The organism is Apibacter adventoris (assembly GCF_002964975.1).
Lineage (GTDB): Bacteria > Bacteroidota > Bacteroidia > Flavobacteriales > Weeksellaceae > Apibacter > Apibacter adventoris.
The window spans coordinates 53,096-70,275 of record NZ_PSZM01000003.1 but is presented as its reverse complement, the minus strand read 5'-3'; the positions used below and the strand labels follow the sequence as shown (position 1 = coordinate 70,275).

Here is a 17,180-nt window from a genome sequence, read left to right as displayed (position 1 = left end):
AATCATTAGGTTCGTAGTTGACAATACAAGGAGCAATTGCAGTTGCTTCAGCTTTAAGTGTATAGCATCGATTAATATCAAAATTGCCATTATATCCTTCTACAACTACATAATAAGTACCCGGCTCTAGATAATTAATCGTTATGGACTCATTAGAAGTTCCTCCGAGAGCACTTTTTCCTATTTGACCTTGCGCAATATTATATATGATTAAGTCATAATTTTTAGGGAGATTTTGTAAAGTAACCGTCACAATGGATTTACTGTTTAGAGTAAACTTATAAAAATCTTTATCCGTAGAGGAGCCAATTCCTGCATAGTAATTAGTATTTGTATTAATGGCTGTTGCCTTGGCAAAATAATCATTAGGTTCGTAGTTGACAATACAAGGAGCAATTGCAGTTGCTTCAGCTTTAAGTGTATAGCATCGATTAATATCAAAATTGCCATTATATCCTTCTACAACTACATAATAAGTACCCGGATCTAGATAATTAATCGTTATGGACTCATTAGAAGTTCCTCCGAGAGCACTTTTTCCTATTTGACCTTGCGCAATATTATATATGATTAAGTCATAATTTTTAGGGAGATTTTGTAAAGTAACCGTCACAATGGATTTACTGTTTAGAGTAAACTTATAAAAATCTTTATCCGTAGAGGAGCCAATTCCTGCATAGTAATTAGTATTTGTATTAATGGCTGTTGCCTTGGCAAAATAATCATTAGGTTCATAGTTTGCAATACAAGGAGCTGCTACCATTTTTGCCTCTACTTTGAGGTTATAACATTGGGTAATATCAAAATTACCGTTATATCCGTAAACATGTACATAATAAGTACCCGGTTCTAGATTATTAAGAGTAATAGACTCATTAGAAGTTCCTCCGAGAACACTTTTTCCTATTTGACCTTGCGAACTATTGTATATGACTAAGTCATAATTTTTAGGGAGATTTTGTAAAGTAATCGTTACAATGGATTTACTGTTTAGAGTAAACTTATAAAAATCTTTATCCGTAGAGGAACCAATTCCTGCAGAGTAATTAGTATTGGTATTAATGGCTGTTGCCTTGGCAAAAGAATCATTAGGTTCATAGTTCGCAATGCAAGGAGCCGGTAACATTGTTTTTAAATTAGCTTGAGAGTAATCTGAAGTATTAGAACCAGGACAATTAGCCCTGACCCTCCAGTTATAAGCCGTATTAGCTACTAATCCTGAGAGGGTAAAGCTATTAGAATTATTAGCGGCGTTGGCAATGGTCCAGGTAGAAGCAGAAGCAGTTTTATATTCTATTGTGTAATTTTGAGCTCCGTTTACTACTTTCCAGCTGAGAATAGCGCTACAATCAAGTATATTTGAGGAAGAAAGTCCGGTAGGTGTAGAACAGGTGGAAGCAGAAGGATAAATATTGATAACTACAGCTTGACTATCGGAGTATCCACCAGGGTTGGTTATTTGATAGTATCCATTAGCACTACCCCCCCAACCAAAATTAAAATGAATAAGATTATTAACATCATATCCATCTGCTACTAAAGCATGTCCTTTTTTATCAGAATCAAATCCACTAAAATATAAGGGATAACCATTGGCTAATTGATCCTTAATCAGATTTAACCATTCAGTATCATTTGAATAATAACGTCTGTACTCTAAAGAAATATCCTTGCTATAATTAAAATAATTTACTAAAGCCGGGGCAACATCTTCATTATAAGCTCCTGAACCGCCTGGGCCATACATCATATCAACAGAGACTCCGGCATGAAACACTAAAGTGGCTACAGCGTCATTCTCTGCTTCGGTTGATGATGAAGAAAAAGAATAGGGCATAGTATCCCAGAGATAGGTAGTGTTTTCAAAATCAGCCGTCAATGTTTTTCCTTTCCAGTCATAAAAGTAATTAGGTATAGTGTAAGTATGTACACCTTTTCCTTTAACTGGGTAATTCCAGTATTTCATTATTTGAGCCATGGCTGTCGCAACACATCCAGTAGGACAATATCCATTCTCGTAGGTACGGGGAATATACTTGGTATTTGATTGATTCCAGGTAGTTTTAAGAAGGGGTTCAACTTTTACAGGTTGTGAAATTTTAGCTTTTTTATTTAAGGAAAAAGAATTCCCGTCAAGTAAAGCTTCCCATTCTTTTATAATTAAAGCATCGTCCTCATTAATGATTTTTTTGGATTTGTTTTTTCTTAAATATTCGTTGGCTGCCTGATATCCGTCAAGAATGTATAAAAACTCGGGAGATATTGGTCCATTAGTAGATAAGGGAGAATCAAAAGAATAAGCTAAAACAGGATGGTTTCCTTTTTCAGAAGAAATAATACAAAATTCTTGTCCATTAGCGGTTTTAAAAATATAAAAACCATTGTACTTTTTATTAATTTGAGCAGTAATATTGGTTAATTGAACTTCCAGTGATCTTTTATTTTCAGATTTTAGATTAAGAAAGTTATTTGCCACCATTCGGGCAGTTTCTTCGGAAATGCTTTGCCCCTGAAAATAATAGGACAAAAGCAAACCTATAACGATAAGAATAGATTTAAATTTAAACATAGATTTATAATATTTGTTAAAATAAAAAAAAATAATCAAAATGTAATTAGTATTCAATACTTTAAAGAGAAGTAGAATATGAAAGATCTGAACTATTTTAATTTAAAACTAAAAGTAGTTGTTTTTATGAGGTTTAAATATTATATAATTATTTCATAGGCATAATATTGTATGGAATTAATATTGGATAAAATTATAAAAAATAATTTAAAATACAGTTATTTTAGTCTTAATTTTATATTATATAGTTAATTTGTGATTTAATTTTATTCTATATATGCACTTTGTTAGGTGAATGTATTTTTTAATAATATGTACAAAGAAGTATTTTAATAAATATCTTGTAAAATTTGGAAGGTAGAAAATTTTAATTTATATCTATATGTTTAACAAGAGATTTATTTTTTTAATATTTATATTAATTTAATATGTCAAAAATATAAATATAGACCAGATATATAAAAATTTAAGAATCAATATTGGTTTCTTTTTTTATAAATGAAAATAATATACTAATCAAATTGATTTAAGAAAATAATAATAAATAAGTGTAATCTTTGAGTATAATATAAATTTCAATAATTATAAAATGTTAATATTTATAAATGATCAATTAATTATTTACGGACAAATAAATAAATTAAAAAAATAGAAGATAAATTGATAGTAGAATGTTTATAATTTAGTCTCTTTTATTTTTTCTTTTAAAACTTTTATTTCGTCACGTATTTTAGCAGCAGTTATAAAATCTAAATTTTTAGCTGTTTTTTCCATTTCCTTTTGCTTTTTAGAAATAATCTTATCTAAATCTACAGATTGATAATCAGGTATAGCTTCTGCCACTTGTTTTAATAATGATTTAGATTCATATTTTTGAGTAAGGACCTCTTCATTACCTATGGTTATAGAAGTAATTTTTTTATTTAAAGGTTTCGGGATAATATGGTGATCAAGGTTATATTGGTTTTGAATTTCTCTTCTTCTGGATGTTTCATCTATAGTTTTCTTCATGCTATCCGTAATTTTATCAGCATACATAATTACTTTACCATTAATATTTCTTGCAGCACGCCCTGAGGTTTGAGTTAATGATCTATGAGAACGTAAAAATCCTTCTTTATCTGCATCTAAAATCGCAACGAGCGAAACTTCCGGTAAATCTAATCCTTCACGAAGTAAATTAACTCCTACTAATACATCAAATTTACCGATTCTTAAATCTTGCATAATTTCAACTCGTTCCAAAGTATCTATATCAGAATGAATATACCTTGTTCTAATACCAAATTTTGTTAAAAATTTAGTAAGTTCTTCGGCCATTCTTTTGGTTAAAGTAGTCACTAATATTCTTTCATCTTCCTCAATTCTTTGTTGAATTTCCGCCATTAAATCATCCATTTGATTTAGTGAGGGTCTCACTTCTATTACAGGATCTAATAATCCTGTGGGACGTATAATTTGTTCCACATATATACCTTCACACTTTTGAAGTTCATAGTCTGCAGGGGTTGCACTCACATAAATAACTTGATTTTGCATACTTTCAAATTCTTCAAATTTAAGCGGACGATTATCCATGGCTGCAGGAAGTCTGAAACCATATTCAACTAAGGTTTCTTTTCTACTTCGGTCACCTCCATACATTGCATGCACCTGGGGGAGAGTTACATGACTTTCATCTATAACCATTAAATAGTCTTGAGGAAAATAATCTAATAAACAAAAGGGTCTGGATCCGGGAGTTCTTCCGTCCAGATATCGGGAATAATTTTCGATACCAGAACAATATCCTAGTTCTTTAATCATTTCTAAATCAAATTCTGTACGTTCTTTTAGTCGATGAGCTTCTAAGCCTTTGCCTATTTCATTATAATATTCTACTTGTTTACCTAAATCAATTTGTATGTTTTTAATGGCATGATTTAATGTTTCGGGAGAAGTGACAAAAAGATTAGCGGGATAAATATTAATACTTTCAAGATTATCTATGATACTGTTTGTAATATAATCTATATTTTCAATTCTTTCAACTTCATTGCCTAGCATGTGTATCCTTATACCGGTATCGGAATAAGCAGGGAAGATATCAATAATATCCCCTTTTACGCGAAAATTTCCTCTTGCAAAATTTATTTCTGATCTTGAATAAAGGGCATTTACTAATGATTGTAATAATTTAGTTTTTGTAATATTTAGCCCTACTTTTAATGCTACTAAATTATTTTTAAATTCCTGAGGATTTCCAATTCCATAAAGACACGAAACAGAAGAAACTACCAAAACATCCCTTCTTCCAGAAAGTAATGCCGAAGTAGTACTTAAACGTAATTTTTCCAGATTTTCGTTAATGGATAGATCTTTTTCTATATAAGTATTAGTGGTAGGCATAAAAGCCTCGGGTTGATAATAATCATAATAAGAAACAAAATATTCAACAGCATTATTAGGGAAAAATTCTTTAAATTCCATATATAATTGAGCTGCTAGTGTTTTGTTATGTGCTAATATAATAGTGGGACGCTGAATTTCTTCTATAACCTTGGCAATAGTAAAGGTTTTACCAGATCCAGTTACTCCTAAGAGAGTTTGATATTTTTCTTGATTTAAAAATCCTTTTGATAAAGAATTTATTGCTTGAGGCTGATCACCTGTGGGATTAAATGGAGAAACTACCTTAAAGTTCATAGTTTAAAAAAATAAAGTTACTGTAAAAATGTAGAAACTCATAAGTAAATCTTAATTAGTTTCTAATTTTAGAAAATTTTATATAATTATAAATAGTTATAAATCAGAAAAATAAATTATAAAATAGGTTAAATCTAAATTATATTGTTAATAATTATTTATATCAAAAAATTGTAATTTATAAAGTTAGTAATCAATTTTTAACTTATAGTTTACATTCATCCTTGTTTGAATTTTGATTTATAAAAGATTAAAAAAAAGTACTTTTTAAAGAATTAAAATTAAAGAAATAATTTTAAAAATTTATTGCTTTTGAAATTAATTTATATTCAATAATGTTATTAATATTTAGACAAAATTACAACCATAACCAAAAAAGACTTTAAATACGCAAAATGAAAAGATATAATAAATATTTAATGTAAGTTACGTTTAGTAAGTTCATCTCTCAATTTAGCAGCAGTTTCATAATCTTCACTTTCAAGTGCCTTATTTATTAATTCATTAATCTCAGTTTCTGAAAGATGTGAAAAGGTTTCTTCTAAATCTTCCATTTTAAGTTGATTTTCTATATTATCAATAGTCTTTTCAAAAGAAGAATTACCAGTGTTATTTTCTTTCATTTCCATATATACTCCTGCTTTTTTCATAATTTCTTTATTTGTATATATAGGAGCATCAAAACGTATAGCTAAAGCAATAGCATCAGAGGTTCTGGAATCTATTTCTTTTTCTTCGTCTGTTTCCTTATTTTGAAATAAAATATTGGAATAAAAAACCCCATCTACTAATTTATATATAAAAACAGCTTTTACGATAATATGAAAGCTTTTAGCGAATGTAGTGAATAAATCGTGGGTAATAGGTCGTGGGGGAGTTATGTCTTTTTCTAAGGCTAAGGCAATAGACTGAGCTTCAAAACTGCCTATTATTACAGGAATTTTTCTTTTACCAAAATCTTCTTCTAAAATAAGAGCATAGGCTCCGGTTTGAGTTTGGCTATATGAAATTCCCCGAATATTTAATCTAATTAAATCCATATTTTATTTCAGTAAGCTATAAGTAGAAATGTAAATAAGAGTTTGCAATTTACAAATATTTTTCCTATTTTTTTGAATATTATAAAAAGTGGAATAATTAAAAAATATTTTTAATTTCAAGATTTATATTTGAACCAAAAAATTTTTTTGCAAGTTTTATAAATGTGGGGGTTAGATCTGAAACATAAAATTCATATGAAGGATTTTTATTTTCTGAAATTAATAAATTTTTCTTTGTCAAATCTTGTTTAATGTAGTTAGCTACAATTAAAGGAGAATCAATTACCTGAATTTTGTTTTGATAAAAATGTTTTACTTCTTCTAATATTATAGGATAATGTGTACATCCCAAAATTAAAGAATCAATATTTTGTAGTTTTTTATTACTTAGGTATGTTTTAAGCACAATGTTGGAAACTTCATGGTTATTATAGCCTTCTTCAATAACAGGAACCAATAGGGGGGTAGCAAGTTCTTGAACCTCAATATGAGAATTTAGTTTTTTAATGCTTTTTTTATAAATGTGGGATAAAATAGTTGATTTTGTGGCAATAACTCCTACATTTTGATTAAATGTAAAAGCTACTTTTTCAGCAACGGGAGAAATAACATCATAAACAGGAACGTTTTTTTCTTTTGCAATTAACTTTACTTCTTTTAGAGCATTAGCTGTAGCGGTATTACAGGCAATAACTATAGCTTTACATTTTTTTTCTAATAAAAATTTAGTAATCTGTTCAGAGTACTCAATAATAACTTCTTTAGATTTATCTCCATAAGGTAAATGTTTTGAATCTCCAAAATAAATAAGACTTTCATTTGGTAATAGCCTTTTAATTTCTTTAGCGTTAGTTAATCCCCCCATACCGGAATCAAAAATGCCTATTGGTTGACCTTCTTCTTTCATCTATGCAAAAATAAGCGATTCTGATTAATTCGTAAAAAAGAATTTTGAGATTATTCCATCTGTTTGAAATAAATAATCTGTGGCTATTTTTATTATAGAATCCTGAATAATTATTTTCTTTTCTTTTTCTAATTTTTCTAATTCTTTATAGAAATGTTGTATTATAAAAATGGGAAAAATTCTTTCAATTTCTTGTATACTTACTCCCCATATTGTCCGTAGTCCTAACATTATTTTTTCATTATAGGAATCTATTTCAGTAATTATTTCATGGTCAGAAGGTAATTTCTTTTCTTGTAATGATTTGATATATTTCATATTATTTGAAATATTCCAACTCCGAATATTTTTCCCATTAAAAGAATGAGCCGAGGGACCTATACCCAAATAAGGTTCATTTTTCCAATAAGAACTATTATGAAGAGAAAAAAAATTATTTTTTCCGAAATTAGAGAACTCATATTGTATATAATTATTTTCTAAAAGTTTCTCTCTCATTAGATGAAATTGTTGCCATTGTTTTTCTTCATCGATTTCGGGTATTTTTCCTTTTTTTATTTGAGAATCAAATACTGTTTTAGGTTCCACTGTAAGCGCATAAGAAGATATATGAGGAATTTCTAATGAGATTGCTTGGGATAAATTATCTAACCAAAATTTATTTGTGGTAGTTTGCCCTCCATAAATTAAATCTATAGAAATATTTTCAAACCCTGCTTTTTTAGCATTTAAAATACAATCTTTTGCTTGTTGAGAATTATGGGCGCGATTCATTAATTGAAGGTCTTCTTCAATAAATGATTGAATTCCTATACTTAAACGATTAACAGGAGAATTGTTTTTAAGATATAATAAAAAATCTTTTGATAGATCATCAGGATTTGCTTCTAGAGTAACCTCTTTTAATTGAGAAACATTATAATTTCTTTCAATGGTCTGAAATAAAAAATCTAATTCAAAGTAAGATAATAAAGAAGGAGTTCCGCCTCCAAAATATATAGTATTAATCGGTTTATTATCTAACTCAGATTTTCGCATTTGCAATTCAGTACCTATCATTTTTATAAGTTCTGATTTATAAGTAAGTCGAGTGGAAAAATGAAAGTTACAATAATTGCATTTTTTTCTGCAAAATGGAATATGAATATAGATTCCGGACATAACAAAAAAGACTTGATTTATTTTAAATATAGGATATTATAAAATTTTGAGTATTTTAAAAACGAAATCCTTTTTCGATTAATAAATTTTTAAATTTATCATAATTATTATTTAAAGCAGATTTAGGAATAAAATTTAAAATTTTATTTTTTTGAATTAAGATAAATCCGTTTGAATTCTCTATAATCTTTTTTATATCTTCCCATAAAATTAGTGAATCAAAATTTTTTCCTGTTAATGAAATGTTTTCATTTCCAAAGTAGTAAATAATTTTTTCAGTTATTTCCGGCATTTTGGAAATTTGTATTTTAGAATAAATATAAAAAATAAAAGGATTTACAAAAATAAAAAATAAGGAGAAGACTAAATAATAAATAGGAGTAGAGACAGTATTTTCAAGATTCCAACCTAAAATATAACAACCTAACAATAATATTCCTATTATTTCAAAAAAAATGAATATAGGTTTTTTAAAAAAAAATTCCATTATTACTTTTAAATATTGTTCGGATGATACTTGGGCTTCTATTTCCATACAATGTAAAGTTAAAAGTAATTTAAAATATTTTACAAAAATTTACAATAATTTTAATTAATAAAAATATAATAGCATTTGTAAGACAAGTTAGAGTAATATAATATTAGTGGATGTAATAATCCATATGTATATGAGGAGAGTGTTTTTACATAAGAGCTTAATATGTGTTTAAATAAAAATCTAATTTTAATAGATACATATTATTTAATAAATATAAAAAATAAATGGAAAGTTCAAGAAACATTGAATAATTTATATAATTCTATTACATCTCCTATAATTAATAACGAAGGAAATTCAGACTTATCTGCCAATTCTGCTAAATGCGAAAGAGTTCCTGTAAAAATTTTTTCATCTGGACAAGTGGCTTTGCTAATAACAGCTATAGGAGTTAAAATATCTTTTTTGTAATGTATAAGAATATCTTGAATAAATTGAGCTTTCATTTTTCCCATATAAATGACAAGAGTATGGTTAAAATGAGAGATTGCCTCCCATGGTAATGTTTCCTCTTCTTCCTGATTATGTCCGGTAATAAAGGTGACCCCTTTAGAAACATTTCGATGAGTTAGAGGAATTTTAAAATAAGCACTGGCACCAATTGCGGAAGTAATACCGGGAATAATTTCGCATAAAATATTATTTTTTTGTAAAAAATGTAGTTCTTCACCTCCTCTTCCGAAAATAAAAGGATCTCCTCCTTTAAGTCGGACAACCAGCTTTCCTGAGTTAGCATGCATAACCATTAAATTATTTATTTTTTCTTGCACCATTAGATGATTACCTGCTTTTTTACCTACAAATATTTTCTCAGCATCTCGTCGTGAAATATCCAATATCTTTCGATTTACTAAATTATCATATAAAATTACGTCTGCCTGTTGTAATATTTGCAATCCTTTTAGAGTTAAAAGCTCTGCATCACCAGGACCTGCCCCTAATAAAACAACACGTCCTTCTGTTTTATGATAGTTATGATAAAGACTATCTTCTAAATATTTTTCAGCTTCACTTTCATTACCTCTATTAGCAAGAAAAAGAAAATTACTGCGAAATAATTTTTCCCAAAAATTACGACGATCAATAGAAGAATAGATTTTTTGTTTGACTTTATTTCGCCATTTTCCTGCAATCTGAGCGGCTTTTCCTATATGTAAAGGTAAAATAGCCTCCAGTTTTTCACGAATTTGTTTTATAAGAACAGGGGCTTTACCACCGGAAGAAATAGCTATCATAATTGGAGAACGATCTATTATAGATGGAAATATAAAGGAACAAAGATCAGGATGATCTACTACATTGATAAAAATATTATTTTTTTCTGCTTCTCTATAAACCTGAATGTTTAAGTCTTGATTATTAGTTGCGGCAATAACCAAAAATTTATCCAGAATATGTTCAGGTCTAAATTTTTTGGCTATCCATTGAATTTTCTTTTTTTTAACAAAAATTTCTAGGTTGAAACAAAGTTCTTTTGAAACAATAAATACATCAGCTCCTGCATCTATAAGCAACTGTATTTTACGATATGCTACATCTCCACCCCCAATAACTAAAATTTTTTTATTTTTTAAATTAAGGAATACAGGAAGATAATCCATAATTATGCATAAAAGTCTTTAGCTGGGTTAACCACCGGACGAATAATTTTTTCTCTAATTAAAAAATCTCCAAATCCTTCATTACCTATGCGTTTTTCAGACCATGAACCTATAAGCGGGTCAATTGATGAAAGGATTTCATCTACAGTTATATTTTCCTTATAAAGTTTGGGAATACGTAGTCCGATACGATCTCCTCCTAAATAAAGGTTGTACCTGCCCAAGGCTTTTCCAACCAAACCTATTTCGGCTAACATAGCCCTACCACAACCATTAGGACAGCCGGTAATTCGTAAAACAATAAAATCATTAGACACTTTATGTTTGGTCATTATTTTTTCCACCTTTGTAACAAATTCAGGTAAAAACCTTTCAGATTCAGCCATAGCTAAAGGACAAGTCGGAAAAGAAACACAAGCCATTGAATTTTTTCGTTGTTCTGTAACTTCATCATTAATAAGGCCATGGTTACGAGCTATTTCTTCAATTCTTGATTTATTATTTTCAATAACTCCAGCAACTATCAAATTTTGATTAGCTGTAAGTCTGAAATCACCGGTATGAATTTTAGCTATTTCAGCTAAACCTTTTTTTAAAGGTTTTTTTGGGTAATCTAATATACGTCCATTCTCTATAAATAAGGTTAAATGCCATTGTTTATCAATCCCTTTTACCCAGCCAATTCGATCTCCTCTACTAGTGAATAAATAAGGTTTAATGGGTTGAAATTTTAATTTAGCCCTTTTTTCTACTTCTTTTATAAAGTTATCTACCCCAACACGTTCTAATGTATATTTTGTTTTAGCATTTTTTCGGTTGCTACGGTTTCCCCAGTCTCGTTGAGTGGAAACTACAGCTTCAGCAATTGCCAGAGTATCTTTTTTATCTATGTATCCAAATTCAGAGGCAGTACGGGGATAAGTGCTTTTATCTCCGTATGTCATGGATAATCCACCACCTACTAAAACATTAAAACCTATTAGCTTTCCTTTTTCCTGAATAGCGACAAAATTTAAATCGTTTGCATGTAAATCCACATCGTTTTGTGGAGGAATAACCACAGTAGTTTTAAATTTTCTAGGGAGATAGGTAGGACCTAATATAGGTTCATTATCAGAGGTAGAAAGTTTTTCACCATCTAAAAATATTTCTGCATATGCATGGGTTTTGGGCAAAAGATGTTCTGAAATTTTTTTAGCCCATTCATAGGCTTCTTGATGTAGTTCTGATTCTATAGGATTTGAAGTACATAATACATTTCGGTTAACATCTCCTGCGGTAGCAATGGAATCTAGACCTAATCTGTGAAGAAGCTGGTGCATAGGTTTTATTTTGGGCTTTAAAACCCCATGAAATTGAAAGGTTTGACGTGTAGTCAGCCTTATACTGCCATAAAGTGTTTCCTCTGTAGCAAACTTATCTATACCTAACCATTGTGCCGGAGTTATAATTCCACCAGGTAAACGACAACGTAACATAACATTTAATAGAGGTTCTAATTTTTCTTCTTTTCTCTCTGCCCTTAAATCTCTATCATCTTGTTGATACATTCCGTGAAATCTAATTAATTGGAAATTATCACCTTTAAATCCACCGGTAAGTTCATCCTTAAAATCATTTTCAATAGTTCCCCGTAAAAAATTACTTTCTTTTTTTAGCCTTTCATTATCAGAAAGAGGAGTTGAGTCTCCCTGTTCGTTATTCATTGTATTATTTTATTAGTTTAATATATGTCTTTTAAATATCTCTGTGCAACACGAAGGTTATTAATAAAATCCTCAGCTTCTTCTTTATTCATATTCCCTTCTTTCATAATAATGTTAGTTAATGTTTTTTCTACATCCTGAGCCATTTTTAACGCATCTCCGCATACGTAAATATGAGCTCCATCATTAATCCAATTCCATATTTCTGAAGCTTTATTAAATATTTTATCCTGAACATAAATTTTCTGAGCCTGATCTCTTGACCAAGCAAGATCTATTTGAGTTAAAAGACCTGTTTTTACATAATGTTGCCATTCTGTTTGGTATAAAAAATCAGAAATAAAATGTTGATTACCAAAAAACAACCAATTTTTGCCCTTTGCAGAATCAGCTTCTCTTTGTTGCATGAATGCACGAAAAGGAGCGATTCCTGTACCACAGCCTATCATAATTATAGGAACGTTAGAAGTAGGGAGACGGAAACGATCATTGGGTTCGATAAATATTTTTACTTCATCATTTTCTTTTAAAAAAGAAAGGTAGCCGGAGGCCCCTCCATATCTTTTTTTACCATTTTTTAAATATTTAACAACTCCTACTGTTATATGAGCTTCATTGCCTACTTCTTCTTGAGAAGAAGCAATTGAATATAAACGAGGAGTTAATGGACGTAAACAAGATAAAAACTCTTCAGCAGTAATGATAGCCGGATATTGTAGAATCATGTCTACAATGGGGGTATTTTTACTATATTCCTTTAAATCAAATTCATTAGATATTATTTGGTTTAATTTTGATTTTCCGGCAAATTTCGCATATTTAGTAACAATAATTGGAGTATTCTGTGTTAATTCATAGTGATGGGTAAGAGCATCAAATAAAGTAATAGTTTTTCCAAAATAATTAACTGGACTATCTTGAGCTAATTGAAGCACAGATAGTATTTCATTAATTAATTCAGGCATATTTTTAAACCAGATACCTAATGCGTCTCCGGGTTGATATTTTAGTTGAGAATCCCCTAAATCAATTTCTATATGTCGAATATCTTTATCTGCTTGTCTTGCTGTAATTTTCTGATTTACGGAAATTTGAGCATGAAAAGGTTTTTCTTTGGTATAAATACTGCTTTCAACTAAAATTTCTTGATGAGATTGAGATTTTGATTGAGTAATTGAAGATAGGTTTTTTTCTAAATAATTTATTACATTTTGTCTCCAAAGATCAGCAGTTTTTTGATAATCTAAATCACATTCCATCAGATCCATTATACGTTTTCCACCTAATTTATACAACTGAGAATCAAAATCTTTACCTGCTTTACAAAAAAAATCGTAAGAAGAATCGCCCAATGCTAAAATAGAATAATTAAGACTGTTTAAATGGGTTATTTTCTTAGAGAATAAAAATTTAAATAAAGCTAATGCCTCTTCCGGAGGCTCTCCATCACCATGAGTGGAAGTTATTATAAATAAATATTTTTCCTGAGAAATTTGTTTGAATTTATAATCACCAGCCTGAATGAGTTTTACTTTTAAACCTATACGTTCTATATCTACAAAGAGTTGCTCTGCTATTTTTTTGGAATTACCCGTCTGAGAAGCAGAAATTATAGTAATTGTTGTTAAAGAATTTATTTCATTGTTTACAGTTAAACAGGTGTTTTCTGGATTCAAATTGTTAGAGGCATTCCATAAATATCCTGCAAGCCAAGCCTGTTGAGTTGAGTTCAATTCTTTGAGAAGAGCATTTAACTTCTTTAATTGTTCTTGAGTGATTGGCAAAGTTAAATTATTCATTTTCTATTGTCCAATGTGGCTATTTAAATACATAAAAATATGGTATAAAATAATATAAAATAAGTATTGTTCATTATATCAATACAACTGACAAACTTACAAATTAAAAAGGATAAAATATTATTTTATTAAATAAAAAAAATATAAAATATGGATTTATATTTAAAATAATTTTATGTTAATTATATTGATTTATTAATTGCTTTTTTTTTACTTAAAAAGTAGTATTATGATAATAATTCAATTATTATTAAAATAATATGTGATAATTTTATTTAATCAACAATAAATGAAAACATTTAATAATATAGAATATTTTTATATTTAATTCCTACTTAATCGATATAGTTTATAGATTTTATTTATATTTGCATATTAATAAATAAGAGTTAAGATTAGGGGGGTAACAAATGATAAAAAATGCTTTTGTAATAATAAGTCTAATTTTTATTTTTTCCTGTTCTGATAGGAAGATTGTAACAAAAAATGATGACCCTAATAATAATACAAATGAAATTCAAATTTCAGGTGCTTTTGCGTTATATCCTATGGTTGTGAAGTGGGCAGAAGAATTTAAAAAAGAAAACCCCGAAGTAAGAATAGATATTTCTGGAGGTGGAGCCGGTAAAGGAATGACGGATGTAATTTCAGGTATAGTTGATTTAGGCATGGTATCTAGGGAATTACATAAAGAAGAAATAAAGAAAGGAGCTTATTCTATAACTGTAGCTAAAGATGCAGTAGTAGCGACTATTAATGAAAATAATCCAGGTTTAGATCACATAAAAAAAATAGGGCTAAAAAAAGAAGTTGCTAGTAAATTATGGAATAATACTATTTCGTATTGGAATCAGATTGATAAAAGTAGTAAAAATAATTATCCTATTCGTATATATACTAGGGCTGATGCATGTGGAGCAGCAGAAACATGGGCAGCATGGATTAATAAAAAACAAGAAGATTTGGAAGGAATAGCAGTATATGGAGATCCTGGAGTTGCATCTGCTGTACAAAAAGACAAATTTGCTATAGGATTTAATAATATTGCTTATGTATATGATTTGAAAAGCCAAAAACCTTATAAAGGATTAACTATTCTCCCTATAGATATTAATAACAATGGAATTATTGATAAAGATGAAAATTTTTATGATGATTTAAAAATGCTTTTAAAGGCTGTTTCGGAAAAAAAATACCCGTCTCCTCCAGCAAGAAATCTGTATATAATTACCAAGGGAAAACCTATAAAACCTATAGTAGTAAAATTTTTAAAATTTGTATTATCTAAAGGACAAAAATACACATTAGAAAATGGTTATGTAGCCTTGTCTGAGGAAGATAGAAAAGAAGAATTAAAAAAATTAAATTAAAGTACACGGATGTCTCGTTTAAAGTGGCGGATATTTAAAGATAAATTTGCAGAAAAATATATGTTATTAATAACAGTAGCCTCTATATTGTTATTATTTCTTATAGGTATAGGATTGTATGCAAAATCAATTCCTGTTTTAGATAACTTTCCACTTTCTGAATTGCTATTTTCTTCACAATGGAAGCCTTTAAAAGGACAATTTGGTTTTTTACCATTTATATATGGAACTCTTAGTGTTACAATGCTATCTGTTTTGTTTGCATTGCCTATTTCTCTTTTAACCTCCTTATATATTACAGAAAAATCGCATAGGACAATGAAAAAAATAATTTTTCCTGTTTTAGATATTTTGGCTGGTATTCCTTCAATTATATATGGAGTTTGGGGAGTTTTAATTATAGTACCATGGATTTCAGATTATTTGGGACCTAAATTTTCCGATTTTACTAGTGGATATTCAGTTTTAGCAGGAGGAATCGTTTTGGGTGTGATGATTATCCCAATTCTTATAAGCCTTTTTGTAGAAGTATTATCAAATGTTTCACAAGATTTGAAAGATGCTTCAATATCTTTAGGTGCCACACATTGGCAAACTTCTAAGTTTGTAGTTTTAAGGAGAGCTTTTCCTGGTATATTAGCCGCAATAGTTTTATCAATATCCAAAGCTTTTGGAGAAACGATTGCCGTAGTTATGGTTTGTGGTAATGTACCAGCAAAACCTACTTCTATTTTAGATAGTTGTTATCCTTTACCAGCATTAATAGCTAATAATTATGGAGAAATGTTATCTATACCAAATTATGAATCAGCATTAATGTTTGCCGCTTTAATATTGTTTATGATTATATTAATATTTAACGTAGGAGCCAGAATAATACTTCAGAAAGTAGAAGCTAAATATATCTTATGAAAATTAAATTTTTAGAAGAAAAGATTATGAATATTTTAATGATAATTTCTATCATTTTAGTAATCTCTTTTTTAGGAAGTATACTTTGGACTGTTATAAAAAAAGGAATACCTGTATTATCTTGGGATATGATTTCAAAACTTCCTGGTGGTGGGTTTTATATAGGTAAAGAAGGAGGAATACTTAATGCTATTGTGGGATCCTTGTATATTGTAGGCGGGGCTACTTTAATTGGCCTTTTAATTAGCATTCCTGTAGTTTTTTATATAAATATATATTTAAAGAAAACACATTTTTTAGCAAAATTTGCACGTTTAACCTATGATGTATTATTTGGAATACCCTCAATTGTGTATGGAGCTTTTGGGTTCACTATTATGGTTTTTCTGGGATTAAGAACCTCTCTTTTGGCAGGTATTATAGTAATTTCGCTTTTAATAATTCCTATATTTATTAGATCTATGGATGAGGTGACTAAACAGTTACCTAGAGAATTATTGGAGGTATCATATTCGTTAGGAGCTACTCGTTTAGAAACTTTAAAAATTGTAATAAGACAAATTGCACCGGGAATTGCCACAGCAACCTTTTTATCTATAGGTAGAGCCATAGGAGATACAGCCGGAGTTATGTTTACAGCAGGTTTTACGGATAATATACCCACATCACTTAATCAACCGGCCGCTACTTTGCCTTTATCTATATTTTTTCAGTTGAGTAGTCCATCCGATGATGTTCAGAATAAAGCCTATGCTGCAGCATTATTGTTAACTATTATAGTTTTGATATTAAGTATTTTGGGTAGATTATTTTTATATAAATTTTCAAAAAATAAAATTTCATGATTCCTAATAATGCAATCGTTTATAAATAATCGTTTATTATTTGATTC

Annotated in this window: 12 protein-coding genes; 3 read left to right on the top strand and 9 right to left on the bottom strand. The window is 29.0% G+C overall.

What is annotated here, in order from left to right; genetic code table 11:
• The 9 genes from C4S77_RS02715 to cysJ all read right to left on the bottom strand — a co-directional run.
• Nucleotides 1–2,569 (bottom strand): C10 family peptidase (locus tag C4S77_RS02715; protein ID WP_181042787.1); only part of this gene is annotated, 2,569 nt, incomplete at its 3' end.
• A gap of 675 nt (nt 2,570–3,244) precedes the next feature.
• Nucleotides 3,245–5,254, bottom strand: coding sequence for an excinuclease ABC subunit UvrB (gene uvrB / locus C4S77_RS02710; protein ID WP_105245914.1), 2,010 nt, complete (start codon nt 5,252–5,254; stop codon nt 3,245–3,247).
• 416 nt (nt 5,255–5,670) lie between these two features.
• Complete coding sequence (locus C4S77_RS02705) at nt 5,671–6,294, bottom strand: bifunctional nuclease family protein (RefSeq protein WP_105245912.1); 624 nt, start codon at nt 6,292–6,294, stop codon at nt 5,671–5,673.
• Nucleotides 6,295–6,391: 97 nt separating this feature from the next.
• Entirely contained in the window at nt 6,392–7,201 is an 810-nt protein-coding gene (murI, locus tag C4S77_RS02700; RefSeq protein ID WP_105245910.1) for a glutamate racemase, read from the bottom strand.
• Between the two features lie 24 nt (nt 7,202–7,225).
• Nucleotides 7,226–8,362, bottom strand: coding sequence for a radical SAM family heme chaperone HemW (gene hemW, locus C4S77_RS02695; protein WP_105245908.1), 1,137 nt, complete (start codon nt 8,360–8,362; stop codon nt 7,226–7,228).
• Between the two features lie 55 nt (nt 8,363–8,417).
• Nucleotides 8,418–8,897 (bottom strand): YcxB family protein, encoded by a 480-nt coding sequence (locus C4S77_RS02690; protein ID WP_105245906.1) that lies wholly within the window; start codon nt 8,895–8,897, stop codon nt 8,418–8,420.
• 236 nt (nt 8,898–9,133) lie between these two features.
• Nucleotides 9,134–10,501: a siroheme synthase CysG gene (cysG, locus tag C4S77_RS02685; RefSeq protein WP_105245904.1), complete on the bottom strand. Its 1,368-nt coding sequence runs from the start codon at nt 10,499–10,501 to the stop codon at nt 9,134–9,136.
• 2 nt (nt 10,502–10,503) lie between these two features.
• Nucleotides 10,504–12,207, bottom strand: a complete 1,704-nt coding sequence (cysI, locus tag C4S77_RS02680) for an assimilatory sulfite reductase (NADPH) hemoprotein subunit (RefSeq protein ID WP_105245902.1) — start codon at nt 12,205–12,207, stop codon at nt 10,504–10,506.
• A 17-nt stretch (nt 12,208–12,224) separates the two neighbouring features.
• Nucleotides 12,225–14,006, bottom strand: a complete 1,782-nt coding sequence (gene cysJ, locus C4S77_RS02675; protein WP_105245900.1) for an NADPH-dependent assimilatory sulfite reductase flavoprotein subunit — start codon at nt 14,004–14,006, stop codon at nt 12,225–12,227.
• A 410-nt stretch (nt 14,007–14,416) separates the two neighbouring features.
• Between cysJ and C4S77_RS02670 the strand changes: the two genes are divergently transcribed.
• The 3 genes from C4S77_RS02670 to C4S77_RS02660 are packed head-to-tail and all read left to right on the top strand — an operon-like array spanning nt 14,417 to nt 17,133.
• The gene (locus tag C4S77_RS02670; RefSeq protein ID WP_105245898.1) at nt 14,417–15,376 is read left to right on the top strand and encodes a PstS family phosphate ABC transporter substrate-binding protein; all 960 of its coding nucleotides are present in this window, start codon (nt 14,417–14,419) and stop codon (nt 15,374–15,376) included.
• A 9-nt stretch (nt 15,377–15,385) separates the two neighbouring features.
• Complete coding sequence (gene pstC / locus C4S77_RS02665) at nt 15,386–16,288, top strand: phosphate ABC transporter permease subunit PstC (protein WP_105245896.1); 903 nt, start codon at nt 15,386–15,388, stop codon at nt 16,286–16,288.
• Complete coding sequence (locus tag C4S77_RS02660) at nt 16,285–17,133, top strand: PstA family ABC transporter permease (RefSeq protein WP_105245894.1); 849 nt, start codon at nt 16,285–16,287, stop codon at nt 17,131–17,133. Before pstC ends, C4S77_RS02660 begins: the two co-directional genes overlap by 4 nt.
• Nucleotides 17,134–17,180 lie beyond the last annotated feature (47 nt).